Annotated in this window: 15 protein-coding genes and 5 pseudogenes; 16 read left to right on the top strand and 4 right to left on the bottom strand. The window is 70.0% G+C overall.

Features of this window, described 5'->3' with window-relative positions; genetic code table 11:
- The first annotated feature begins 68 nt into the window (after positions 1-68).
- Together ACIREI_RS40340 and ACIREI_RS40335 are read left to right on the top strand one after the other, a co-directional pair.
- On the top strand, positions 69-2,000 hold the full coding sequence (locus tag ACIREI_RS40340; RefSeq protein ID WP_403344302.1) for a glycosyl hydrolase 53 family protein: 1,932 nt from the start codon (positions 69-71) through the stop codon (positions 1,998-2,000).
- Between the two features lie 348 nt (positions 2,001-2,348).
- Positions 2,349-3,662 (top strand): RICIN domain-containing protein, encoded by a 1,314-nt coding sequence (locus ACIREI_RS40335; protein WP_403344299.1) that lies wholly within the window; start codon positions 2,349-2,351, stop codon positions 3,660-3,662.
- Between the two features lie 46 nt (positions 3,663-3,708).
- Here ACIREI_RS40335 and ACIREI_RS40330 read toward each other — a convergent pair.
- A pseudogene (locus ACIREI_RS40330) lies at positions 3,709-5,138 on the bottom strand (type I polyketide synthase); the annotation flags it as partial.
- A 1,428-nt stretch (positions 5,139-6,566) separates the two neighbouring features.
- Here ACIREI_RS40330 and ACIREI_RS40325 point away from each other — a divergent pair.
- From ACIREI_RS40325 to ACIREI_RS40305, 5 genes and pseudogenes are all read left to right on the top strand, one after another.
- Positions 6,567-7,072: pseudogene (locus ACIREI_RS40325) on the top strand (ISAs1 family transposase); the annotation flags it as partial.
- Between the two features lie 333 nt (positions 7,073-7,405).
- Positions 7,406-7,513, top strand: a pseudogene (locus ACIREI_RS40320) (oxidoreductase); the annotation flags it as partial.
- Between the two features lie 166 nt (positions 7,514-7,679).
- Entirely contained in the window at positions 7,680-8,639 is a 960-nt protein-coding gene (locus tag ACIREI_RS40315; RefSeq protein WP_403344297.1) for an MBL fold metallo-hydrolase, read from the top strand.
- A 14-nt stretch (positions 8,640-8,653) separates the two neighbouring features.
- Positions 8,654-9,598, top strand: coding sequence for a fumarylacetoacetate hydrolase family protein (locus ACIREI_RS40310; RefSeq protein WP_403344294.1), 945 nt, complete (start codon positions 8,654-8,656; stop codon positions 9,596-9,598).
- A 170-nt stretch (positions 9,599-9,768) separates the two neighbouring features.
- Positions 9,769-10,977 carry an amidohydrolase family protein gene (locus tag ACIREI_RS40305; protein ID WP_403344291.1) on the top strand — a complete coding sequence of 403 codons (1,209 nt, stop codon included), beginning with the start codon at positions 9,769-9,771 and terminating at the stop codon, positions 10,975-10,977.
- 69 nt (positions 10,978-11,046) lie between these two features.
- On the opposite strand, the pseudogene ACIREI_RS40300 reads toward ACIREI_RS40305, so the two are convergent.
- A pseudogene (locus tag ACIREI_RS40300) lies at positions 11,047-11,833 on the bottom strand (ISAs1 family transposase); the annotation flags it as partial.
- 129 nt (positions 11,834-11,962) lie between these two features.
- Here ACIREI_RS40300 and ACIREI_RS40295 point away from each other — a divergent pair.
- Positions 11,963-12,805 carry an SDR family NAD(P)-dependent oxidoreductase gene (locus tag ACIREI_RS40295; protein WP_403344381.1) on the top strand — a complete coding sequence of 281 codons (843 nt, stop codon included), beginning with the start codon at positions 11,963-11,965 and terminating at the stop codon, positions 12,803-12,805.
- Positions 12,806-13,092: 287 nt separating this feature from the next.
- On the opposite strand, the gene ACIREI_RS40290 is transcribed toward ACIREI_RS40295, so the two are convergent.
- Positions 13,093-13,809, bottom strand: coding sequence for an SDR family oxidoreductase (locus tag ACIREI_RS40290; protein ID WP_403344288.1), 717 nt, complete (start codon positions 13,807-13,809; stop codon positions 13,093-13,095).
- A gap of 72 nt (positions 13,810-13,881) precedes the next feature.
- Here ACIREI_RS40290 and ACIREI_RS40285 point away from each other — a divergent pair, with 72 nt between their 5' ends.
- Positions 13,882-14,697 carry a helix-turn-helix transcriptional regulator gene (locus tag ACIREI_RS40285; RefSeq protein ID WP_403344285.1) on the top strand — a complete coding sequence of 272 codons (816 nt, stop codon included), beginning with the start codon at positions 13,882-13,884 and terminating at the stop codon, positions 14,695-14,697.
- A gap of 205 nt (positions 14,698-14,902) precedes the next feature.
- Here the strand turns inward: ACIREI_RS40285 and ACIREI_RS40280 are convergent, their stop codons facing one another.
- A complete protein-coding gene (locus ACIREI_RS40280; RefSeq protein ID WP_403344378.1) occupies positions 14,903-15,196 on the bottom strand; it encodes a GH116 family glycosyl hydrolase in 294 nt (97 codons plus the stop codon).
- A gap of 72 nt (positions 15,197-15,268) precedes the next feature.
- On the opposite strand from ACIREI_RS40280, the gene ACIREI_RS40275 reads away from it, so the two are divergent.
- The 7 genes and pseudogenes from ACIREI_RS40275 to ACIREI_RS40245 form a co-directional block, all read left to right on the top strand.
- Complete coding sequence (locus tag ACIREI_RS40275; protein WP_403344384.1) at positions 15,269-15,481, top strand: hypothetical protein; 213 nt, start codon at positions 15,269-15,271, stop codon at positions 15,479-15,481.
- Between the two features lie 446 nt (positions 15,482-15,927).
- Positions 15,928-16,638 carry a TetR/AcrR family transcriptional regulator gene (locus tag ACIREI_RS40270; RefSeq protein ID WP_403344283.1) on the top strand — a complete coding sequence of 237 codons (711 nt, stop codon included), beginning with the start codon at positions 15,928-15,930 and terminating at the stop codon, positions 16,636-16,638.
- A 166-nt stretch (positions 16,639-16,804) separates the two neighbouring features.
- A complete protein-coding gene (locus ACIREI_RS40265) occupies positions 16,805-18,025 on the top strand; it encodes an acetyl-CoA C-acetyltransferase (protein WP_403344280.1) in 1,221 nt (406 codons plus the stop codon).
- 57 nt (positions 18,026-18,082) lie between these two features.
- Positions 18,083-20,242, top strand: coding sequence for a 3-hydroxyacyl-CoA dehydrogenase NAD-binding domain-containing protein (locus tag ACIREI_RS40260; RefSeq protein WP_403344277.1), 2,160 nt, complete (start codon positions 18,083-18,085; stop codon positions 20,240-20,242).
- Between the two features lie 35 nt (positions 20,243-20,277).
- Positions 20,278-21,168 (top strand): crotonase/enoyl-CoA hydratase family protein, encoded by an 891-nt coding sequence (locus ACIREI_RS40255; RefSeq protein WP_403344274.1) that lies wholly within the window; start codon positions 20,278-20,280, stop codon positions 21,166-21,168.
- Positions 21,169-21,170: 2 nt separating this feature from the next.
- On the top strand, positions 21,171-22,796 hold the full coding sequence (locus ACIREI_RS40250) for an AMP-binding protein (protein ID WP_403344271.1): 1,626 nt from the start codon (positions 21,171-21,173) through the stop codon (positions 22,794-22,796).
- A 912-nt stretch (positions 22,797-23,708) separates the two neighbouring features.
- Positions 23,709-24,923: pseudogene (locus tag ACIREI_RS40245) on the top strand (MFS transporter); the annotation flags it as partial.
- Between the last annotated feature and the right edge of the window lie 13 nt (positions 24,924-24,936).

Below are 24,936 nucleotides of genomic sequence, written 5' to 3'. Positions count from 1 at the left end.
TCTCTGCGACCGGCAGAGCGTACGGAACAGCCCATGCCGCCCGTACGTGACATCGTCAGGAGAAGGACATGAGCAGAACGCGTCTGCCCCGCGTCATCGCGGTCGCGACGACGCTGGTCACCATGGTGTCCGCGAACCTACTCATGGTGCCCGAGCCGGCCCACGCGACCTTCGGAACCGCGGACATCAAGCCGATCGAGAGCAATATCGCTGCCAAGCCCTGGGCTTCGGCGACGGCCGCCTCCGGCTCGTCCAGCGCCCGTCTGGCCATCGACGGCGACCCGACGACGTCCTGGCAACCCGGTCGTGCCGGCGCCCGGCAGTGGCTCACCGTCGACCTCGGTGGAACCTACGACAACTTGCGCAAGGTCAAGGTGCTCTTCCCGGACCGTGGCGTGGCCCACCGGTACATCGTCGAGGCTTCATCCGACGGTCGCCGGTGGAAGGCCATCGCCGACAGGTCCCACAACCGGGCCGTGTCGCGAGGGGACGTGCACCTGTTCACCCGGCCGGGAACGCGCTTCGTCCGGCTGACGTTCACCAGTGGGCCTGGCCGGTCCCGGGCAGGTGTCAGCGAGCTCCAGGTCTTCAACTACCTGCGCGACGACCTCACCCTCGGCGCCGATCTGTCCTGGATGGACGACGTCCAGGACCAGCAGTACTGGGTCGACCCCCTGGCCGAAGACCGCGGCGCCGGGCCACACCTGCTCGACGTGGCCAAGGACCGTGGCATCGAGTACAGCCGGCTGCGGATATTCAACGAGCCGCGCAGCGAGAGCACCGGTCAACCGACGCCGATACCGCGCCAGGGTCCGGAGCGCTCACTGGCCTCAGCCAAGTGGATCGAGCAGCGGGGCATGGGCCTGGGGATCGACTTCCACTACGCGGACTCCTGGGCGGACCCGAGCAAGCAACCCAAACCACGCGCCTGGGCCGAGCTGGAGTTCGCGGACCTGTCCAATGCCGTGTACGACTTCACCGCCGACTATCTGAAGCGGCTGATCCGGCAGGGCACCACGCCGGAGAAGGTGGCCGTCGGCAACGAGATCATCAATGGCTTCATGTACGGCAGCGAGGCGGCCCACATCGGCACGACGAGTCCGCCGTATTTCGTCGACCAGGCCGATATCTACCAGTCCAAGCCCGGCGGTGGCCTGCTGTGGAAGTACTGGCGGTCGGCCGACTCGGTGGAGCGGCAGCTCTACGACCAGTCGTGGGACCGGTTCACCACCCTGGCCGCGGCCGGGATCAAGGCCGTCCGAGACGCGTCACCGACATCCAAGGTCGAGATACACGTGATCGTCGACAAGGACAAGCTCGCCAAAACCATGGAGTTCTGGCACCAGTTCCTCACCCGGGTGAAAGCGAAGGGCCAGAACCCCGATGTGCTGGCCATCTCGTACTACCCGGAGTGGCACGGTACGCCCGAGGCGCTGGATCTCAACCTGAACACCATGGCCACCACCTATCCCGGCTACGAGATCGACATCGCCGAAACCGCCTACCCCGCGTCGGGCGGCGACGGCTCGCCGTTGCCCAACTCGCCGTACCCGCGAACCATTCAGGGGCAGGCGGACGCGATCCGCAGGGTGTTCCAGGCCGCCAACGACGTGGTCGACAACCGAGGTTCAGGGGCACTGGTGTGGGAACCGGCCGGCTACCAGCCGATGTTCCGGGCCGTGCCCGGACTGGCGAACACGTGGGAGCCGCACGCGTCCATCAACGTCTTCAACGCCAGCCGCGCCAAGCACATCCTCCAGGACACCATCTACACCAGCACGATGGTGAGGGCCGCCCCAAAGCTGCCCTCCTCCATCCGCATGCTCACCACCGCCAACAACAAGATCACCGCTGTCCTTGTCCGCTGGCAGCCGTTGCCACCTGGCGCGACGGACAGGCCGGGTGAGGTGACAGTCACCGGGACGACCGGCACAGGACCGGTCACGGCGGTCATCGACGTCATGCCCAGCCACGGCGAACACGACGTGACCACCTCATAGCCTGCTTCACCGACGTCGCACCACCGAGACCACGACGGCACCGGCGACATCATCACCGCTTCACAGCAGTGCTCCGCTCACTCGGTGGCCAACAGCAACAACTGCAGCAGCGCCTGGGAGAACCAGGCCGTGTTCGACCGGAACGGCCACACTCACCCCGGCATCCGGTGCACCCGACCAACCGCATGCCGCTCCTGCCGCCCCTCGCGGGTGGCAGGAGCACCCAGACCCGCTGTCGCGCCGCGCGACCCGTCGATCTGTCGACCTCTGGCGCCGACGGGACGCACCCGGCAACGGGACCAGCCGAACGCCGAACCCTCCACTCATCCCCGCACCCAAGGAGTCACCATGACCCTGCGACGACGGACCTTCCTCAGCATGACCGCGGCCGGAGCGACGGGCGTGGGCCTGTCCCTGCTAGGGGCAGGGCAGGCACCGGCCGCCGCCGGGCCACTGGACACCGCGCCGACCACGCCGTTCGCGGTCGGCGTGCGCCGGTACAACTGGACCCGCGGCAGCCGCCCGTGCACCACGTACGTCTACTACCCGGCCACCGGCACCGCCGGCGGCAGTCCGGTGACGGACGCCCCGGTCGCCGCCGGTGTCTTCCCCGTCTACAACTTCACCCACGGCTACGGGAGCAGCCCGCAGAACTCCCTGTTCATCATCCGGGCCCTGGCCTCGGCGGGCTTCATCGTCCCCGCCCCGCACTTCAACCACAACTTCAACGACGTCAACAACGGCAACACCTCCAAGGACGTCTCGCAGATCCTCACCAACACCCTCGCGCTCAACGCGAGCGGACCGCTGGCCGGGCACATCAACACCGGCATCGGCGTCGGCGTCTCGGGCCACTCCCTGGGCGGCATGGTCACCCACGGTCTGCTGACCTCCTGGCCCGACAGCCGGATCATCTCCGCCACCCCCCAGTCCTGCGTGGACATGGGCAATCCGTCCAGCTCGGTCTCGGCCAAGGTCCTGTTCGTCCACGGCGACCGGGACTCGACCACGCAGTACTCCTCGGCCCGGCAGGCGTACTCGGAGATCACCTGGCCCAAGGCGTTCCTCACCTTCGTCGGCGGCAGCCACACCAGCTTCTGGAGCGACCAGCGCTTCCCGAGGACCGTCGTCGACTGGGCCCGCTGGACCATGTACGGCGACACCGCCGCCCGGGACCGCCTCCCGGCCGACGCGGCCGGGTCCAACACCAGGTGGGAAGCCCAGCTGGGCGACTCGCCCGGCGGTCCGGGCCCCTACACCCTGCTGGCCCAGCACAGCGGCAAGGCCGCCGAGATCAACGAGGCTTCCACCGCCGCCGGCGCACGGCTCGTCCAGCGGACCACCAGCAGTCGCCCCAACCAGCACTTCGAGTTCATCGATGCCGGCGGCGGCCACGTCCGCGTCAAGGCGCTGCACAGTGGCCTGTTCCTCCAGCCCACGGGCACCGCGACCGGCGCGGACGTCGTCCAGCAGGCCGACAGCGGCGCCACCGGCCAGCAGTGGCGCGTGGTCGACCACGGCGGTGACGTGATCAGCCTCGTCAACCGGGAGTCCGGCCTGGCCATGGATGTCTGGGAGTACTTGACCACCGACGGTGCCCGCATCTCCCAGTGGACCTACACCGGCAATCCCAACCAGCGCTTCACCCGCCGCCGCGTCTGACCGGGACCTGTCGGGGCACCGCTCGGGCGGTGCCCCGACAGCGCGCTGCGCGATGCTCGAAGCGGGCGCGGGCTGCCAGGGTCAACCCGGCGTCCAGCATAGCGATGTCCGGGTGGTCGGCCAGGTGCGTGGCGAGCCGTCCCGCCTGCTCACGCAGGGGCGCCTCGGCCCGCGCCGACACCACGAGCGGAAGGGGCGTCTCGACGGCGACGGCCGCCGCGCCCGGTGGCTCCTCGACGATGACGTGCGCGTTCGTGCCGCTCACCCCGAAGGCGGACACCGACGCCCGGCGCGGACGGCCGGTGCGCGGCCACCGCACCGGCTCCCGCAGCAGCTCGACGCGGCCGGCCGACCAGTCCACGTGCGGGGACGGCGCCGACACGTGCAGGGTGCGCGGGAGCAGTTCGTGGTGCAGCGCCATCACCATCTTGATCACCCCTGCCACGCCCGCCGCGGCCTGGGTGTGCCCGATGTTCGACTTCAGCGACCCCAGGTACAGCGGCCGGTCCTCGGGCCGGTCCTGGCCGTAGGCGGAGATCAGGGCGCCCGCCTCGATCGGGTCGCCGAGCGCGGTGCCGGTGCCGTGCGCCTCCACCGCGTCCACGTCCGCCGCCGTCAGCCGGGCGGCCTCCAGGGTCCGCCGTATCAGCCGCTGCTGGGACGGCCCGTTGGGCGCGGTCAGGCCGTTGCTCGCACCGTCCTGGTTCGTGCCGGTGGCCCGCAGCACCGCCAGCACCCGCCGGCCGGCCCGGCGGGCGTCCGACAGCCGTTCGAGGAGGATCACGCCGGCGCCCTCCGCCCAGCCGGTGCCGTCCGCGTCAGCCGAGAACGCCTTGCAGCGCCCGTCCGGGGCCAGACCCCGCTTGCGGCTGAACTCCAGCAGCATGCCCGGCGTCGACATCACGGTGACGCCCCCGGCCAGTGCCAGGCCGCACTCCCCGCTGCGCAGCGACTGCGCGGCCACGTGCAGCGCCACCAGCGAGGACGAGCACTGCGTGTCGATGGTCAGGGCCGGTCCCTCGAACCCGTAGGTGTAGGCGATACGGCCGGCGACGACCCCCAGGGCGTTGCCGGTGAGCATCTGCCCCTGCGCCTCGTGCCAGGCGGGTCCGTAGTCCTGCAGCGACACGCCGGTGAAGACACCGGTGCTGCTGCCGCGCAGCGCCTGCGGGTCGATGCCCGCACGCTCCATCGCCTCCCAGGAGACCTCCAGCATCAGCCCGCTGCTGGGGATCCAGCGCCAGCGCCTCGCGCGGACCTATGCCGAAGAAGCCGGGGTCGAAGTCACCCACCCCCCTCCAGGAACCCGCCGCACCGGGTGTACGCGGTGCCGTGCTGTTCCGGGTCCGCGTCGTACAGCCCGTCCAGGTCCCAGCCACGGTCGTCCGGAAGGCCGCCGATGGCGTCCCTGCCCTCGGCGACCAGCCGCCACAGCGCCTCCGGGGAGTCCACACCGCCGGGCAGTCGGCAGCCCATGCCGACGACGACCACCGGGTCGTCCGCCGCGTCCGCGTGTCCGCCGCCGTACGCCGCCCCGGCCGCCGTCGGGCCCGAAGTCCCTTCCCGTGCCGCCCCGGAGCCGAGCAGTTCGCCGCGCAGGTACTCGGCGAGCGTGTCAGGTGTCGGGTAGTCGAACAGCACGGTGGCGGGCAACCGCACCCCGGTCGCTTCAGCGCGCCCGTCCCGGAGCCGCTGCGCCAGGTGCCGGTAGACGCCCAGCCGCCGCCACGGAGCGTGGGCGCCGATATGGCCGCCACCGTCCGGCTCCGCCACTTGGGAGATCTGCCTTTTCAGCAGGTCCAGCAACACGGAGTGCTGCGCGACCGGGGCGAGGTCCGTCAGCCGGTTCCGCAGGTCTTCACCGCTGTCGGCAGGTGCCTGCGCAGGAGAACCAGGAACATCAGTGGTCATGTGCGTCCAAAGTTCTGGTGCGCCGAAGACACAGCAAATTGTGCAGTCGCCGCAATATCGACCGTTTCTCGGCCGCCGTCAGCCATGGCTTCCCCCGCGTCCACCGAATTCGCCTATGGATTCCGGACGACCAGGCAAACCATAAGGCCACGGACGCGGGACGCCCAACGCTCCCCAACATCCGTCACTTTGCAAAGAAAGAAGGAATTCCATGCCCACATATCAGACCCTCACGCCACATTATGGCGAGCCACCACCCGAAGTCATGACCGTGGATATCTGCACACTCCGCGACGCCCGTTAACCTTCCCTTTTTATTTTATCGGTACCATGCAGATAGGCTACCGGCGGTAACAACGACCGCCCCCCTGGCCGGACGCGATCAACCTGGTCAAACCGTTCGGGCCGGCCGAGCGGCAGTCCCGGAGCGGGGTGCGAGATCTCCAGGAGGCGGGTGCCACCGGCCGACTCCCAGGTGTCCTCGTGAGTCAGGGCAGGTCGCGTCCCGCGAGGCGGTGGAAGCGGTCATGCGCCTTGCCGTCCGGTATCCGGCTCGCGACGATCTCTCCGCAGGGCGCGTCACGCGGAGGCGCCCGGCCAGACGCCGGGAGGGCGCGAACCGGCCGAAGTACCCGGTGTGACCTGCAAGTTCCGGTCCGTTGACCGGCTACACCACCCGGCGGGACGCCATCCGATTCGGTCACCCGCTCCATAACCAACGAGGCGCTGCGGCCCGTGCGGGCCGTTGTGACCGGCGTCCTCGGCCAACTGCCAGCTGCTCTTGCGGCCGACCGAGCTCAGCAGGCCCGGACGTAGTCCCGCATCCGGCGCCGCGCCGACCCGGCCGAATCTTCCGGTCACTCACAGGAACAGGTCCTCGAGCTCGGCGCTCCAGCGTCCTCGGACGAAGTCCGCCATCAGGCCGCGATCGTGCGCGTCTCGGCCCGCCGTCCACGGCGGCTTCCCTGAACCGTCCCTGAGACACCGTCAGCCCTGCACGAACGTGGCGCCCACCACCGCGGCCAGGACCGCCGACTCCACGCTCTGCCCTGGAAGAAGACCCCCGTGATTCACCGCGACGACGACCGGGCCACAGCCGCCACGAACAACCACTCGTGCAGGTCGTCACCGTCGACGGCCTGCCCTGCCCGCACGCCGCCCAAGTCCCGCGCATCCGACGCCGCCGCCGTCTCTATGGAGCGAAGAAGTGGTCCAGCGAGACCGTCCACGCCCTCACCGACCTGCTCGCCGAGCAGGCAAGTGCGGCCGAGATCGCCTCCTGAGCTCGCGGCCACCGGACTGTGGGAAACACCCCCCACTGGGTGCGAGATGTCGTCTCCGGAGAAAACAAACCCCAGGTCAGGATCCGTAACACGCCTGCCGTGCCCGCCGCCGTCCGCGACTTGATCCGCAGCGCGCCCAATCTCGCCGGATACGTCAACACCGCCGCCGGACGCCGAGCCCACACCGAACGCCCACGCGTCCTCACCCTCCACGGGAATCACCTGACCAAACCGGACAACCCGGGCAAACGCCACGGCCGTGCCCCAATTCCGGAGCCGGCGCCACCAGTATTCAGCGGCTGGATTCCTGTATTCAGGAAATCGATTTCCCTGATTGCAATCTAGGGGCCAGATTAGTGGGACCGCAATCGGGAGGACGTCTCCGTGACATCTGCAGCCGCGTCGGCACCCTTCATCCCTTCTCCGGACCGTTCGCCACCGGCACCTTTTCGGCAGCGGGCGAGACCAGGTTCCCGGGCCTCATGGCCCCGGACGGCCGAGCGCTCGACCTGCATACGGCACTGGACGAACATCTACGACCTGACGTAGCCCGAGAACGCCGACCAGTGGGGCACGTCCAACCCGATGAACGAGATGGTCGCCAAGGAAATGCTCAACGACGTCGACCGCGGTGTCTTCGTCGCTCCGCCGGTCTGACCCCATGACACCGGGGCCCGGCGCACTCCCCCACCCTGCCATGGCGCCGAGCCCCCGGCCCGCCTCAACCCACCCAGCTCCCAAGGAATGCCATGCGCTTCGCCACGTACGAACAGCACGGCCGCAGCCGCGTCGCCACCGTGAAGGACAACGGACAGGCCGGGTCATGACCGACACATCGGACACGAACTCCGCTCCTCCTCCCACAGCGGACGCGGCGGAACTCCAGGAGTTGCTTCCCGGAATCCACGCCTGGGTGCAGCCGGACGGGACCTGGTGGGTCAACAACGCCGGCGCGGTGGCCGGCGACGACGGGGTCCTGGTGATCGACACCTGTGCCACCGCGGCTCGCACCCGCCGGTTTCTCGACGCCGTGGACACGGCCACCGGCGGGGCGCCCGTCCGGCTGGCGGTGAACACCCATCAACACGGTGACCACACCTACGGCAACAGCCTCCTCCCCTCCACGACAGTGATCGTCGGGCACAGCCGGATGCGGGAAGGGCTTCAGGCCGACCCGGTCATCGACGGCTGCCCACCGCTGTGGAACCCGGTCCCGGACTGGGGACCGGTGACCCGCAGGCTTCCCGACATCTCGGCCGGCTCCGCACTCACCCTGCACGTCGCAGGTCGGCGGATCGAGCTGCTGCACCCCGGCCGCCCGGCGCACACCACCGGAGATCTGATCGCCTGGCTGCCCGAAGAACGCGTGCTGTTCTCCGGCGATCTGGTGTTCGCCGGACTCACCCCGCTGGTCTTCATGGGCTCCGTGGACGGGGCCCTCGCCGCGGTCGACTGGCTGGAGTCCCTGCAGCCCGACGTCATCGTCCCCGGCCACGGCCCGGTCCTCACCGGCACCGGCATCACCCAGGTCCTGGACGAGCACCGCCGCTATTACCGGCTCCTCCTCGACACCGCCCAGGACGGGCTCTCCCGGGGTCTGACGCCCCTGCAGGCCGCCCGCCAGGTCGACCTGGGCGAGTTCACGGACTGGGGCGACGCCGAACGGATCGTGCTCAACCTGCACCGCGCCTACGCCGACCACGCCGGCCGGGACCTCGACGTGATCACCGCCTTCGGGGACGCGGTCGCCTGGCTCGGCCGCCCGATGCACACCTCCGTCTGAAGGGAAGCGCGACTGTGCGGTTCGTGACCTACGCCGACGCCGACGGTGATCGAGTCGGCGTCCTCCACCACGACCAGGTCCAACCCCTGGGCCGCGGCGTCACGATGCTCGGCCTCCTGCGCGACGGCACCCTGCGGGCGGCCGGGGAGCAGGCCCTGGCCGCGCCTGCCGCGACCCGGGCGGTCGGCGACCTTCGGCTGCGCGCGCCGATCCCCGATCCTCCCGCTGTGCGGGACTTCATGACCTTCGAACGGCACGTCGAAGGTGTCGCCAGACTCGGCGGAACCGACGCGACCGTTCCCGAACGCTGGTACGAGGCACCCGCGTTCTACTTCACCAACCCCCACGCGATCCTCGGCCCCGCCGACGACGTCCCCGTACCGCCCGGCAGCCGGATGTTCGACCTGGAGCTGGAGGTCGCCGCCGTCATCGGCCGCACCGGCCGCGACATCCACCCCGACGACGCCGACTCCTACGTCGCCGGCTACACCATCCTCGTCGACTGGTCGGCCCGCGACGTCCAATTCGCCGAGATGCAGGTCCGGCTCGGCCCCACCAAGGGCAAGGACACCGCCACCACCCTCGGACCGGTCCTGGTCACCCCCGACGAGCTGCAACCCTGGCGCACCGACACCTCGTTCGACCTGACGATGACCGTCGACATCAACGGCGAACGGCTGGGGCAGGACCGCTGGTCGTCCATGGCGTTCTCCTACGCCGACATGATCGCCTACGCCTCCCGTGGCACCGAGATCCGCCCCGGCGACATCCTCGGCTCCGGCACCTGCGGCGGCGGCTGCCTCGCCGAACTGTGGGGTCGCGAAGGCCTGAACGCCCACCGCCCCCTGCAACCCGGCGACGTCGTCACCGTCACCGTCGAACAACTCGGCACCATGACCACCCGCGTCGTGCCAGGAGCCGAGCCGATTCCCATCCCACCCGCACGACGGGGCCGGTAGGCCCAGTCTGTGCGGAACGGCGACCCCACGTGGGGTCGCCGTCGCCCACCTGGCCGAACAGACGGTCGCCACGCCCCCGGACACCCTTCGGCTGCCATCGTGCCGGTCCGGCAGACGTCGTAGCCGTGAAGCCCGAACCAGTACATGTCCAGCATTGCGAGGAGAGTCCGATGAACGAGTTCGTCATCGTCGGTGCGAAGGTGTTCGACGGTGAGAAGAACCTGGGCCAGGTCGAGGTGCACGTCGCCGACGGCGTCATCGTCTCGGTGGGCGGGCCGCGTGTCACCGGGGTGGAAGTCGTCGACGCCACCGGCGCAACCCTGCTGCCGGGCCTGATCGACGCACACACCCACACAGACGCCGCGATGCTGCGCCAGGCACTGACCTTCGGTGTCACCACCGAACTCGACATGGGCTCGGTCCCCGCCACCATGATTCCGCTGCGCGCCGAGGTCGAGGCCGACCGGACTTTCGCGGACGTGCGGAGCGCCTCGTTTTCGCTCACCCACCTCGACGGCCACCCTCATCAGTTCCGGAAGGGCCTCAACGATCCGGTCTGGCCGACCGCGACCACCGTGGCGGAGGCGGCCGGGTTCGTCGAGGATCGGATCAGCGAGGGCGCCGACTACATCAAGCTGATAGCCGAGAGTGGCGGGGCGTTCGGCTTCCAGTTGCCGCACGTACCACTGGAGATTCACACCGCCGTGATCGCCGAGGCGCACGCTCGCGGGAAGATGGTGATGGCCCACGCCATGACGCTGCACGAGACCGAACAGATGGTCGATGCCGGCGCCGACGGCCTCGCCCATCTGTTCGCCGACACGGCCCACACCCCGGAGATCGTCGACCGCATCGCAAGCGCGAACGTGTTCGTGGTGCCGACACTGACTCCCCTTGCCTCCATCGTCGGGCTGTCGCACAGCATGGACCTGGCGCAAGATCCCCGCGTTGCGGGAAAGCTTGCGCCGGAATTGCGGGCGCACCTCTCCGACACGTTCGGCGGCTTGCCCGCCTCGCACTTCGACATGGCACTGGCCACGATCGCAGCCCTGCGCGAGGCTGAGGTCGACGTGATCGCAGGCACCGACGCCGCGGCTCTGGCCGTGCGCGGCGTGACCCACGGAGCAAGTCTGCACGGCGAGCTGCAACTGCTCGTACAGGCCGGTTTCAGCCCCACCGAAGCCCTGCGCTCGGCGACTTCACTGACAGCACGACGGTTCGGCCTCCACGATCGGGGCCGCGTCGAGCAAGGCCTGCGGGCAGATCTCGTCCTGGTCGACGGTGATCCCACCACGACCATCAACGACAGCCTGTCGATTCGCGCTGTCTGGCGACAGGGCACCCGCCTCGCGACCGCATCCACGCACAGCTCCCGGTGAACCCGCCAGGAGCGACGAGGGCGCAGGGCCCTGGTGTTTGCCCGGGTCGTCCGGTTTGGTCAGGTGATTGCCGTGGAGGGTGAGGACGCGTGGGCGTGCGGTGTGGGCTCGGCGTCCGGCGGCGGTGTTGACGTATCCGGCGAGCTTGGACGCGCTGCGGATCAAGTCGCGGACGGCGGCGGGCACGGCAGGCGTGTTACGGGTCCTGACCTGGGGCTTGTCTTCTCCGGAGACGACATCTCGCACCCAGTGGGGGGTGTTTCCCACAGTCCGGTGTCCGCGAGCTCAGGAGGCGATCTCGGCCGCACTTGCCTGCTCGGCGAGCAGGTCGGTGAGGGCGTGGACGGTCTCGCTGGACCACTTCTTCGCTCCATAGAGACGGCGGCGTTGGATGCGCAGGACTTGGGCGGCGTGCGGGCAGGGCAGGCCGTCGGCGGTGACGACCTGCACGAGTCGTTGTTCGTGGCGGCCGTGGCCCCGGTCGTCGTCGCGGTGAATCACGGGGATCTTCTTCCAGGGCAGAGCGTAGAGTCGGCGGGCCTGGCCGCGCTGGTTGTTCTTGATGGTCAGCAGGTAGTGGGTGCCACGTTCGTGCAGGTAGGTGGCGTGGTCGCGTGGGGCGGGCGGGGCATCGGCGGTGACAACCGTCCCGGCGAGGTCGGCGTCGTCGATCTGATCGAGCAAGGGCGCGAACTCGGGAATTTCGTTGGTCTTCGCGCTGATCTCGCGTGAGGCGAGGGTGATGCCGACCGCCGTGGCGGACGGCGGACAGCACGAAGACCCGACTGCCGTCCGGCCGGCGTGCGCCGCGCAGGCACTTGCCGTCCAGCGCGATCGCCCGGCGCCGGCAGTCGACACCTACGTATACGTACCGGCCCCCGGCGGGCTGCCCGGAAAGCGACGATCCATCTCGCCATCAAGCTGGAGTTCGCAGGTCAGGGGCTGCCCCGGTGCTACGGTCGGGAAATACCGAGATGGAGCACGAATGACAAAGACAGCGATCGTCACCGGCGGAGCAGGGGGCATGGGGCTCGCGACCGCGAAGATTCTCGGCAGCGATCACCGCGTGGTCATCACCGACGTCAACCGGCAACGCCTCGACGCTGCGGCGGCGGAACTGCGCGACCACGGCGTCGATGCGGCGGCGGTCGCCTGCGACATCACCAGCCGAGCATCGGTCGAGGCCTTGTTCCAGCAGGCCGACCGCGAAGGCTCCGTGCGGGCGGTCGTGCACACCGCGGGCATCAGCCCGCAGATGGGCACCGCGGACAAGATCATCCGGATCAACGCGCTCGGCACCGTCAACATCACCGAAGCCGCCCTCGCGGTCGCCACCGAGGGATTCGCGCTGGTCAACCTCGCCTCCATCGCCGGGCACATGACGCCGCGGCTGGTCATCCCCAAGCGGATCTTCCGTCTTGCTCTGACCGATCGCGACCGCTTCACGGCGAAGCTCGCCGCTGGCGCGAGCCGGGCACCGAAAGGCATGCGACCCGGTCTGGCGTACTCGCTCAGCAAGAACTTCGTCATCTGGTACTCGCAGCAGATCGCCGCCCCGTTCGGCGCGAAAGGCGCCCGCGTGCTCTCCGTGTCGCCCGGCAGCTTCGACACCGCGATGGGGCGGCTCGAGGAGAAGGGCGGCTCGGGCAAGCTCACCGGCTACGCCGCGCTCAAGCGCTACGGTCGCCCCGAAGAGATTGCCGAGCTCCTGGCGTTCTGCGCGGGCGACAAGCCCGGCTACCTCACCGGCGTGGACATCCTCTGTGACGGCGGCACCAAAGCCGGACTCGACCTCAGAGGAATGATCGCCATGGCACGCGGCGACTGACCGGTCCGGACCAGATGTGAACCTGGCGGGAACCGGTTGAGACAGCAAGGAACCTCCCGGTGCAGGCTGGCGTTGCTGCAGCTTCAGGCTCGACACAGAAGGTTCGTGTCTCGGCACTCGCCGGGTACCCGGCACCTGACGCCCCGGGCGCATGCGTTGTCCACGTTCCGACGCCTCATCGACGGCACCCGGACACGATCATCACCGTCCGCAGTCTTATCCGCCGAGCCTGGACCACCCACCGCTGGGACACCCGCCCCCGGCGCTGCCCATGACTGATCACCGATTCACCAGGGCACGGGCGTTCCGTCCCAGGAGAAGAAGCCACCGGTGGGGCCGTCGCCCGGCAGCAGGGCCAGGCGGAGGGCGCCTTGGGCGGCCTCGGCCGGGTCGTCGCCAGCAGCGGCGGCCCCGGGGGTGAGATCGGTGGCCCGCAGGCCGGGGGCGAGCGCGTTGACCTTGAAGCCGTCCTCGGCCAGCGTCTGGGCGTAGAAGACGGTGAGGGCGTTGAGGGCGGCCTTGGACGACCGGTAGGCGGCGGCGCCGCCGCTTCCCGGGGTGAACTGGGGATTGGGGTTCGTGCTCCAGGTCAGCGACGCGGTGCCACTGGAGATGTTGACGATGCGCGGGTGCGGGGACCGGCGCAGGGCGGGCAGGAAGGCATTGGTCACCGCCGTCACCCCGAACACGTTGGTCTCGTACGCGCGCCGGAACTCCTCGACGCCGGTGTCAGCCGGCGAGGCCAACGATGGTGCGATGCCGGCGTTGTTGACCAACACGTCAAGCCGATCCACCTGAGCCGCGGCCCGTGCGATGTCGTCGGGATCCGTCACGTCGAGGACCAGCAGCCGGGCGCCGGCGCCGATCTCCTCGACGGCCCGCTGTCCGCGCCCCGGGTCGCGGGCGCCCACGTACACCGTGAGGCCCTCGGCGGCGAGCAGCCGGGCGATGTGCTTGCCGATGCCCTTGTTGGCACCGGTGACCAGAGCTGTGCGATCGTTCATGGCAGCTACGGTCCTCTGGCGGTGGGCGCCCTGCCAGGGACAACCTGTACCAGGCAAGCGGCAGGAGGCGGCATGGCGCGGCAGGAACTGGCCCGCTTCCTGCGGGACCGCCGGGCGAGCCTGCGCCCGCACGAGATCGGGCTGACGACGACGGGCACCGCCCGCCGCACGCCGGGCCTGCGCCGCGAAGAGGTGGCGGACCTCGCCCACATGTCGGTCGACTACTACACGCGGCTGGAGCAGGCCCGCGGACCGCGGCCGTCGGCCCGGATCCTGGACGCGCTGGCTCAGGCGCTGCGGCTCACACCGGCCGAGCGCAGCCACCTGTTCCGCCTGGCGGGATCGAGCGCGCCGCCCGGCAGCGACGTCGTGCGGCGAGTGCGCCCGCACGTGGCCCGGATGCTGGAGCGGCTGCCGCAGACCGCTGCCATCGTCACCGACGCGGCGTACGACGTAGTCGCCTGGAACCCCCTGGCCCAGGCCCTGCTCGGCGGCGACCTCGCACGCGGGACGACGAACCTGGCCCGGCGCCGCTTCCTGGGCCAGGGACGGATGTACGAGGGCGTCGGCGCCGAGGAGTTCGGGCACATCGTGGTGGCGCGGCTGCGCCGGGCCGCCGACCGCTACCCGCACGACCCGCAGCTGACCGCCCTGCTGGCCGAACTGCACGCCGGCAGCGAGGAGTTCCGGCAGATCTGGCAGACACGTCCGGTCCACGCTCCCGGGCACCGCACCAAGACCGTCGACCACCCGGAAGCCGGCACGCTGCGGTTGAACTGTGACGTCCTGCTCGTACCCGAGGAAGACCAGGAAGTCGTCCTGATCACGGCCGACCCCGGATCACCCGCCTCGCGGGCCCTGCACAGGCTGGCCAGGCAGACGACCTGAAACGGAAGACGCGCAGAGGTTTGCCCAGCAGTCACAGAGCGTCGCAACCACATGTTCACTCGGGCCTGTGCCCACCTTGATACTGAGGCTCTCCACGCCGCCTATCTGCACGGGCTTTTAGTAGGGGCAATGGGCCGCTCTCAGGTTCCGATGCCCCGGGGCACTCTGACGCGGATCGGAGACAGGCTGCGTGGTAGGCATCCGGTCAGCGGCCGGAGCCTCTCGTCAAGAAGGGCTCCACGGGTTGGATGGCGTCAAGAATGTCCCAGACGGCGAGGGGGCGTTCGTAGCCCGGATAGGTGTAGCGGGACGCGTCGTCGCGGACCCATGCTTCAGGGGTGTCGAATGTGAAACCGTCGCGCTCGGTCCCCCAGACCTGGGTGGCGACGGCTGAGGCCATCTCGACGCCACGGTCGCTGAGCTGCCGCTTCCCGAAGCGAGTCCCGGCCCGCCGGTAGACCGAGGCTGTCAGGTAGTTGGTGCCGGTCCAGACGTTGATCTCCTGGCGGGGTTTGGTGACAAAGAAGACGGTACCGAGCGCGGGCCACTCGGTCGTCCGGGTCGTGGGTTCATGCCCGGCGGCTGTCCTTCCGAGAGCTTCAAGGTCCTTCTGAAGGGCTACAGCGACCCGTCGCCGGAGAGCGTCCGCGCGCTGGTCGAGATCATGACGTACGGCTCGAGCTCCGAGACCGACCAGCTCATCCGCCAGCGGTCGGACGCCGCGCGCAAGCGCCCGGACCACCTCGCCAACTTCCCGGCGCTGACCGGGGCCGGCCGCGCGTGAGGCGCTGCTGCGTGCGGTGGATGGCCCTTCTGGGCAGGACGACGTCGCGGCGGCCAGGGATGCTGTCCCGGATCGGTGGCAGCGGTACTCGGCGGCTGCAACCGTACCGTCCTGTTTCAACTGGAGGACTTGCCACACGGCCCGCATCACGGCCCCATCCATCAGGTCGGGCAGCGGGCGGGACGCCTTCCCCACCCAGCTCACAGCAAGCCGCACGTCCGGGGGTGCCGTGTGCAGCTCTGGCCGGGGCAGGACGAACGCCCAGTCCCGCAGTGCACGTGGCAGCAACTCGAAGCAGGTCTGCCTCGGCGCACCGCCTTCCCGGCTGGTCGCCCTCCGTGCCCGCAACGAGGAGGGGGAATCCGAGACGCTTCACCTCTTCACAGTCAGGACTGACCGTGAGATGCTCATTTCGCAGTCAAGGCTGACTGTGAAAGGTGGAGGCCATGACCAGGCGTGACGAACAGCGCGACGCCACGAGGGCGCAGATCGTGGGCGCGGCGGTCGAGTCGCTGATCGAGGTGGGCGTCGCGGCGACGACGACCCTGGAGGTGCAGCGGCGGGCCGGTGTCAGCCGGGGTGCGTTGCTGCATCACTTTCCGACCCGTGAGGACCTGTTCGGGGCGGCGATCGGTTTACTCGTGGCGCGGAACGAGCGGGCGGTGCGTGAGGAACTGGCGGCGGCCTCACCGGACGGTGACGCACTGTCCCGCTCGTTGCGCGTGCTCCGGTCCGTCATGTGCGGGCCCTCGTTCGGCGCGGAGATGGAGCTGTGGGCGGTGGCCCGCACCAACCCGCGGCTGCGGGACGTGCTGCGCCACGCCGAGGGGACGGCGCGCCGGGACCTGTACCGGGTGGTCGACGAGGTGATGGGCCCCGAGCTCACCACCTCGCCTGCCTACCCGGCGATTGCCGAGCTGACCGTGCAGTTGCTGCGCGGCCTGGCGATCTCCGACGTGCTGTACCGGGAGGACACGGACCGCGACGAACTGCTGGAGCGGTGGGGCCGGATCGTACGGCCGCTGCTCACCGAATCCCCAGGCTTCCCAGCTGCCGCCGGTCCGCAGGAAGGACGGCTGACGGAGCGTGCCGCACACGGGGCACGTGTCACGCAGAGCCGCCCTGCGACCGGGGCATCGACCGCACCCACGAGCTGAGCGCTCGACATCGCCTGCCGGGTCACCAGACGCCCGCGGCCTGTCACCGTCGGGCACCGGCAGCGACTGTGTGACTTCCAGTCAAGCACGGCCCTTGCGCTGCCCCGACGCCGCACGCACGGCCGGACCACTCGCCAGCATACGTACTGACAGGAGAGCGGCCACCATGGGCAGTCCGGCAGAAGCGTTCGTCTACGACGCGCTGCGCACCCCGCGCGGGCGCGGCAAGAACGACGGCTCACTGCACACCGTCAAACCGATCTCCCTCGTCGTGGGTCTCCTCGACGAGGTGGGCAAGCGCAATCCGGGCTTCGATCCGCTGCGGGTGGACGACGTGATCCTGGGCGTGGTCTCGCCGGTCGGGGACCAGGGAGCGAACCTCGCCCGGACCGCCGCGCTGGCCGCCGGATACGAGTCCTCGGGTGCGGGCTTCCAACTGAACCGTTTTTGCGGCTCAGGGCTGGAGGCGGTCAACATCGCCGCACAGAAGGTCCGTTCCGGCTGGGAGGACCTCTTCCTCGCGGGCGGGGTCGAGTCGATGTCGCGGGTGCCCATGGGCGCGGACGGAGGACCAGCGATGACGGATCCCGAGACGGCCTACAGCACCTCGTTCGTGCCGCAGGGGATCAGCGCCGACCTCATCGCCACCGTCGAGGGATTCAGCCGCGGGGACGTCGACGCGTTCGCCGTCGAGTCCCAGGCCCGGGCGGCCAAGGCTGCGACGGACGGCCTGTTCGACCGCTCACTCGTCGCCGTCCGCGACGTCAACGGCCACATCGTTCTGGACCGGGACGAACCGGTACGGCAGGACACCGGCCCGGCCGCGCTCGCCGCGCTGAAGCCGTCGTTCGCGGGCATCGGTGAGCAGGGCGGCTTCGATGCCGTGGCGCTGCAGAAGTACCACTGGATCGAGCGGATCGACCACGTCCACACCGCCGGCAATTCGTCGGCGATCGCCGACGGCGCCGCGCTGACGGTCGTCGGCAGTGAGCGGGCCGGCCGCGACCTCGGCCTCACCCCACGCGCCCGGATCGTCGCCACGGCCACTGTGGCCGGCGAACCGACGATCATGCTCACCGCTCCCGCCCCGGCCGCGCGCAAGGCGCTCGCGAAAGCGGGCCTGGCCGTGGGCGACATCGATCTGTGGGAGGTCAACGAGGCGTTCGCGGCGGTCGTGTTGAAGTTCCTGCGCGACCTGGACGTCCCGCCCGAGAGGGTCAATGTGAACGGCGGGGCGATCGCACTGGGCCATCCGCTGGGCGCCACCGGGGCGATGATCCTCGGCACCCTCATCGACGAGCTGGAGCGGCGCGGCATGCGCTACGGCCTGGCCACCCTGTGCACCGGCGGCGGTATGGGCGTCGCCACCGTCGTCGAACGCCTCTGACCGAAACATCAGGCGGCCGGCCACCGAAGAAAGCGCCGAGGAAGCGGGAACACACGCATGACCGACCCGAACGCCATCCGCTGGGAGCAGAGCACCGACGGCGTCGTCACGCTCACCCTGGACGACCCGGGGCAGCGGGCCAACACCATGAACGACGCCTTCCGCTTCTCGCTCGCCGCGGCCGTCGAACGGCTCACCGCCGAGAAGGACGCGATCACCGGCGTGATCGTCACCTCCGCGAAGGACTCCTTCCTGGCCGGCGGGGACCTCCGGCAGCTGATCCGGGTCACCGACAGCGACGCACCCCGGTTCTCCGCGCAGATCGAACAGGTCAAAGGATGGCTGCGGACGCTGGAGACGCTGGGCAAGCCGGTCGTCGCGGCGCTGAACGGCTCCGCCCTGGGCGGCGGCCTGGAGCTCGCGCTCGCCTGCCACCACCGCATAGCGCTGGACACTCCTCACGCGAGGTTCGGCCTGCCCGAGGTCACCTTCGGCCTGCTGCCGGGCGGAGGAGGCGTGGCGCGGACCACCCGCCTGCTCGGCGTCGTCGGCGCCCTGACCAAGGTCCTCCTGGAGGGCAACCGGTACCCACCGGCCGAGGCGGTACGGCTCGGGCTGGTGGACGAACTCGCCGCGACACGCGAGGAACTGCTCGACAAGGCCCGCGCCTGGATCACCGCGCACCCCCACTCGGTACAGCGCTGGGACGCGGCCGACTACGCGATCCCCGGCGGCGCCCCTGGATCCCCCGGCCTCGCGGCGACCTTGCCGGCCCTCCCCGCCACCCTGCGCAAGAAGCTCAGAGGCGCGCCGCTGCCGGCCCCGCACCACATCCTGGCCGCCGCCGTCGAGGGAGCCCAGCTGGATCTGGACGGCGCGTTGAGAGTCGAGGGCCGCTACTTCGTCGACATTGCACGCGGCCAGACCGCGAAGAACATGATCCAGGCGTTCTGGTTCGACCTGAACACGATCAAGGCCGGCGGCTCACGCCCGAAGGACCTGCCAAGACACCGGGTGTCGAAGGCCGCCGTGCTCGGTGCCGGCATGATGGGCGCGGGCATCGCCTACGCCTGCGCGCGCAGCGGCATCGACGTCGTCCTCAAGGACGTCTCCCTTGAGGCCGCGGAACGTGGCAAGGACTACTCCCGCAGGCTCCTGGACAGGGCCGTGACACGCGGGCGGCTGAGCGAGGCCGGACGGGAGGAGGTTCTCGCCCGCATCACGCCGAGTGCCGAGTACGCCGATCTGACCGGCTGCGACCTGGTCGTGGAAGCGGTCTTCGAGGACGCCTCCCTCAAGCGTGCCGTCTTCGCCGAGGCGGAACGGGTGGTCGCCGACGACGCGCTGCTCGGCTCGAACACCTCCACCCTGCCGGTCAGCGGCCTGGCCGAAGGGGTGAACCGGCAAAAGGACTTCGTCGGCCTGCACTTCTTCTCGCCCGTCGACAGGATGCCGCTGCTGGAGGTCGTCCGCGGTGAGCGGACCAGTGACGAGGCCCTGGCGCGCGCTCTGGACTTCGCGGCACAGATCGGCAAGACACCGATCGTCGTGAACGACAGCCGCGGATTCTTCACCTCCCGGGTCATCGGGACGTTCGTGTACGAGGCCCTGGCCATGCTCGGCGAGGGCATCGCCCCGGCGACCGTCGAGCAGGCCGCCTGGCGGGCCGGCTACCCGGTCGGCGCGTTGCAGCTGGCGGACGAACTCAACCTGGAGCTGCTGCTGAGGATCCGCGACGAGAAGCGCGCCGCAGACGGCGACGACTACCGCGCGCACCCGGCCGAGGCGGTCGCGGAGACGATGACCAGGCTGGGCAGACCCGGCCGCGCCCGAGGCGCCGGCTTCTACGACTACGACGCCTCGGGCGCCCGGACCGGTCTGTGGCCGGGACTCGTCACGGCGTTTCCCCCACATGGGGACCCCGCCGGAATCGACCTGCACGAACTCACCGAACGACTGTTGTTCGCCGAGGCCGTAGAGGCGGCACACTGCGTCGCCGAAGGCGTACTGACCAGCACGGCGGACGCCAACATCGGATCCCTGCTGGGGATCGGCTTCCCGCCCTGGACCGGCGGCGTCCTGCAGTACATCAACGGCTACCCCGGCGGCCTGCCGGCCTTCGTCGCCCGCGCCGACCGCCTCGCCGCCGCGCACGGCGAGCGCTTCGCCCCGAACGCCCTGCTGCGCGAGAAAGCCGAGCACGGCGAGACCTTCTGACCGACCACCGCATTCCGCCGTAATACGGAGCTCATATGACCGACGATCAGCAGTCCACCGTCCTCTACGAGGTGAAGGACCGCAAGGCGTACCTCACCCTCAACCGTCCCGACCGGCTCAACGCGATCGACTTCCGGATGCCCGGTGACATCGCCGCCGCCGTCCGGCGGGCCAACGACGACCCCGACGTGCACGTCATCGTGCTCCAGGGGGCGGGCCGGGCCTTCTGCTCCGGATACGACCTGAAAATCTCCGCCGAGGACGGACAGGGCACCCAGGGCGCCACCGACGGCAACCCGGTGTGGGATCCGATCAAGGACTTCGCCTGGATGAAGGGCTTCAGCGACGACTTCTTCACCCTGTGGCGGTCGCTGAAGCCCACCATCGCCAAGGTGCACGGCCATGCCGTCGCCGGCGGCAGCGACATCGCCCTGTCCTGCGATCTGGTCGTCATGGCCGAGGACGCGCGGATCGGCTACATGCCCGCCCGGGTGTGGGGCTGCCCGACCACGGCGATGTGGGTGTACCGGCTGGGCGCCGAGCGCGCCAAGCGGATGCTGCTGACCGGGGACACCATCGACGGCCGGACCGCCGCCGACTGGGGCCTGGTGCTGGACGCCGCGCCGCCGCAGGACCTTGACGCGCGCGTGGAGGAACTGGCCGACCGGATAGCGGGGGTGCCGGTCAACCAGCTCGCCATGCAGAAACTGATGATCAACCAGGCCTACGACAACATGGGCCTGCACGGCACCCAGATCCTGGCCACCCTCTTCGACGGCATCACCCGGCACTCACCGGAGGGCCGCTGGTTCCAGCAGTTCGCCGCCACCCACGGATTCCACGAGGCGGTCAAGTGGCGCGACTCGGGCCGCTGGATTCCCGACGGCGGCGGCCCGGTCCCCACAGCCCAAGACCTGGAGGAGTGACGATGCAAGAACCGCTGACCCGCTCGTACCTGCCCGCCGACACCACCCGCCCGGTCCTCGACCTCACCATCGGGGAGGTGCTCCGAGGCGCCGCGTCGACCGCCCCGGACCGCCTGGCGCTGGTCGAGATCGCCCCGCCGGGCGCCGCCCTGTCCGGCGCCGACCGCACCTGGACCTACGCCGAGCTCCTGGACGACGCCGAGCACGCCGCGTCCTGGCTGGCCGCTCGGTTCGCCCCGGGCGAGCACATCGCCGTCTGGGCCCCCAACATCCCCGAATGGGTCATCCTCCAGTACGGCGCAGCCCTGGCCGGGCTGGTCCTGGTCACCGTCAACCCCGCACTGCGCGACGCCGAACTCGAGCACGTGCTCTCCCAGTCCGGTGCCGTGGGACTACTGCTCACCGACTCCTTCCGGGAGACGGACATGGCGGAGGCGGTGAAGCGGATAGGGCCGCGTCTTCCCCGACTGCGCGAGCGGGTCTCCTTCACCGGCTGGCTCACCGAGGTCCGCGGCACCGCCCCCTCACCGCTACCGCGGGTCGACCCGGGTGCCGCGGCGCAGATCCAATACACCTCCGGAACGACCGGCACCCCCAAGGGCGCCGTCCTGCACCACCGCGGCCTCGTCACCAACGCCACCTTCGTGGCCGCCCGCGCCGGATTCTCCCGGGACGGGGTCTGGGGCAGCGCGCTGCCGCTGTTCCACACCGCCGGCTGCGACCTGACCGTGCTCGGCGTGGCCACCGCCACCGGCACCCTCGTACTCGTCCAGGTCTTCCAGCCCACCCTGGTCCTGGAGGCACTTCAGAAGTGGCGGGCCACCTTCTTCGCCGGAGTCCCGGCGATGCTCACCGCCCTGCTGAACCACCCCACATTCGACTCCTACGACCTCAGCGCCTGCGCGACCGTCCTGTCCGGCGGCGACCGGGTGCCCCCGGAACTGGTCGAGGAGACCGAGCGCCGCTTCGGCGCCCGTTTCTCCACCCTCTACGGGCAGACCGAACTCAGCCCCTCCGTCACCCAGACCGGCCCCGACGACAGCACCCAAGACAAACTCCACACCGCCGGCCGCCCTCTGTGGCAGGTCGAGGTCAAAATCACCGGCCCCGCCGGCGCCGATCCGCTGCCCGTGGGAGAGCCGGGCGAGATCTGCGCCCGCGGCTACCAGGTCATGCTCGGCTACCACGACCTTCCCGAGGCCACCGCCCAGACCATCGACCGCGACGGATGGCTCCACACCGGCGACCTGGGCGTCATGGACGAGCGCGGCTACGTCACCGTCACCGGCCGCCTCAAAGACATGATCATCCGAGGCGGGGAGAACATCTACCCCGCCGAGATCGAGGCGGCGCTCGGCACCCACCCCCGGGTACAACAGGCCGCCGTACTCGGCCTCCCCGACCCGGCCTGGGGCGAGCAGGTCGCCGCCGTCATCAACGCCACCGACCCCGCCGACCCGCCCACCGCCGCCGAACTCCACGACCACCTGCGTGCCGCCCTGGCCCCGCTCAAGACACCGCGCCACTGGTACCTGGCCGACACCATCCCGGCCAACGCCATGGGAAAGATCCAGAAGTTCCTGCTGCGACGGCAGATCTGCGACGGCCGCCTGAAGCCGCTTCCCTGATCGACCGGGGGCGTGCCGCCGCGTGGGTTTCCAGAGCTGCCAAGCCGACGGACAGGTACCCACTTCAACGCCGGGGTCGGCCGGCTCGCGGACCTCTGCGGAACCGCACGCGGCGGCACGCCCCACCACGGCAGGATCGGAGGCTCGCTGAGCCCGCGGGTCGGCCGCTTCGGCATCGGCGCGAACTGCTCCTCGGCCTGCAGCCTGCTCAGCTTGGCGGCATGGCCGTCAACGGTGCCGTCCAGGGCCTCGTCGTCCCACCAGTCCAGGGGGCTGACCCGTATGCCGTCGGACAACGTGAACAGGTGCACGTGAGCCAGTCCCGGCGGCCAAAAGCGAGATCGATGGCCGTGGCGAACTGAGCGACGGAGTGCGAGCGCGCAGCGGCGAAGACCCGGCCGGGGCGAGGCCACAGGTCTACACCGTGTGCGGAGACCAACTCCACCCGGATGGACACCAGGTACGTGACACGATCGCAGCCCCTTGTATTCGCCAGGTCCGCGAGCCAGCGCCGAGGCTACTGAGTGTGACTGCCATGTGGGGAATCGAGCTGGCCGTGCGTGGGAAGGTCTCTAATCGCCGCTGACAGAAGGCGGAGCGGGCCTGGAACCCGTGCCGCGTGCTTGGACTTGCCGATGAGTGCCCAGATCTCCCCCATGGATCCGTCGGCTGTACCGCAGGGGACGCGCCGGACAATACTCCCGATTCGTCCGAGGCTTCCCGGCCCCTGTCCGCCGCCTTCCGACGGCCCGTCGCATCAACCAGTCGCCCGATATGCCCTGTCCGCCCACCCGCCAGCTAGACAGGGCGGACAATACGCGGACCTGAATTCGACCCAGATTCGACCCGGATTCGACCCGGACAGTTTGTTCAGCGAGAAAACATGAGCTCTGACCTGCGGAAATAAAAAGCGGCAGACGAGTCAGGCTGTACGACTGGTACGCCTACACGTTCCTCGCCACCTATATCGCGGCCGAGGTCTTCCCGAAGAGCGCGGACAATTCGCTGGTGCCGCTGCTGTCGACGTTCGCGGTCTTCGCGGTGGGCTTCTTCATGCGTCCGGTGGGCGGACTGCTCATGGGCGCGATCGCGGACCGGCGAGGGCGGCGCTCCGCGCTCACGGTCACCATCCTCCTCATGGGCGGCAGCAGCCTGCTGGTCGGCCTGACCCCGACGTACGAGGCGACCGGCGTCCTCGCTCCGGTGATCCTGGTCCTGGCCCGGCTGCTCCAGGGCCTGTCGGTGGGCGGCGAGTTCGCGGCGTCGACGACCTTCCTGGTCGAGTCGGCGGGGCCGGGCCGGCGTGGGCTGTTCTCCAGCTTCCAGTACGTGTCGACGACGGCCGGGCAGCTCGTGGCGTCCGGTATCGCGACGCTGCTGGTGGACACGTTGAGCGACGCGCAGATGAACGGCTGGGGCTGGCGGCTGCCGTTCGTGCTCGGTGCCGTGCTCAGCCTGGTCGGTTTCTGGATCCGGCAGGGCGCGCAGGAGACGAGGAGCGCCGAGCAGCAACGGGCCCCGCGTCCCGGCCTGTTGGAGGCGCTGCGCCGCCATCCGCGCCAGTCCCTGCTGATCTGCGGGATCACGGCGGGCGGCACGATCGCGTACTACACGTGGACGTCGTACCTGCCGACGTACGCCGAACTCAACGCGGGCATCGAGAAGTCGGACGCGCTGCTCGCGGGAACGATCTCGCTGGCCTTCTTCGGCCTGCTCCAGCCCCTCGGCGGCCTCCTCTCCGACCGCTTCGGCCGCCGTCCCCTCCTGCTCTTCTTCGGCCTGGGCTTCACCCTCCTGACCGTGCCCCTGCTGCACGCCCTGCACGACTCCTTCGCGGTGCTGCTGCTCGTACAGTGCGCGGGCATGGTGCTGCTGACCGGGTTCACCTCGATCAGCGCGGCCGTGAACGCCGAGGTGTTCCCGCCCCGGGTGCGGGCGGCGGGCATCGGGTTCCCGTACTCGCTGACGGTCGCGATGTTCGGCGGTACGGCACCGTACATCGGCACCCTGTTCAAGGAGCTCGGCCACGCGGGCCTCTTCCCCTGGTACGTCGCCGCCCTCTGCCTCGGCTCGTCCCTCGTGTATCTGCGGCTCCCCGAGACCGCCCACAAGCCACTGGAACGCTGAGCCACCGGCTCAG

It is taken from the genome of Streptomyces sp. NPDC093591 (assembly GCF_044764885.1).
In the GTDB taxonomy this organism is placed as follows: Bacteria; Actinomycetota; Actinomycetes; order Streptomycetales; family Streptomycetaceae; genus Streptomyces.
Note: the sequence above shows the minus strand (reverse complement) of the source record. Positions and strands in the feature narration are given on the sequence as shown.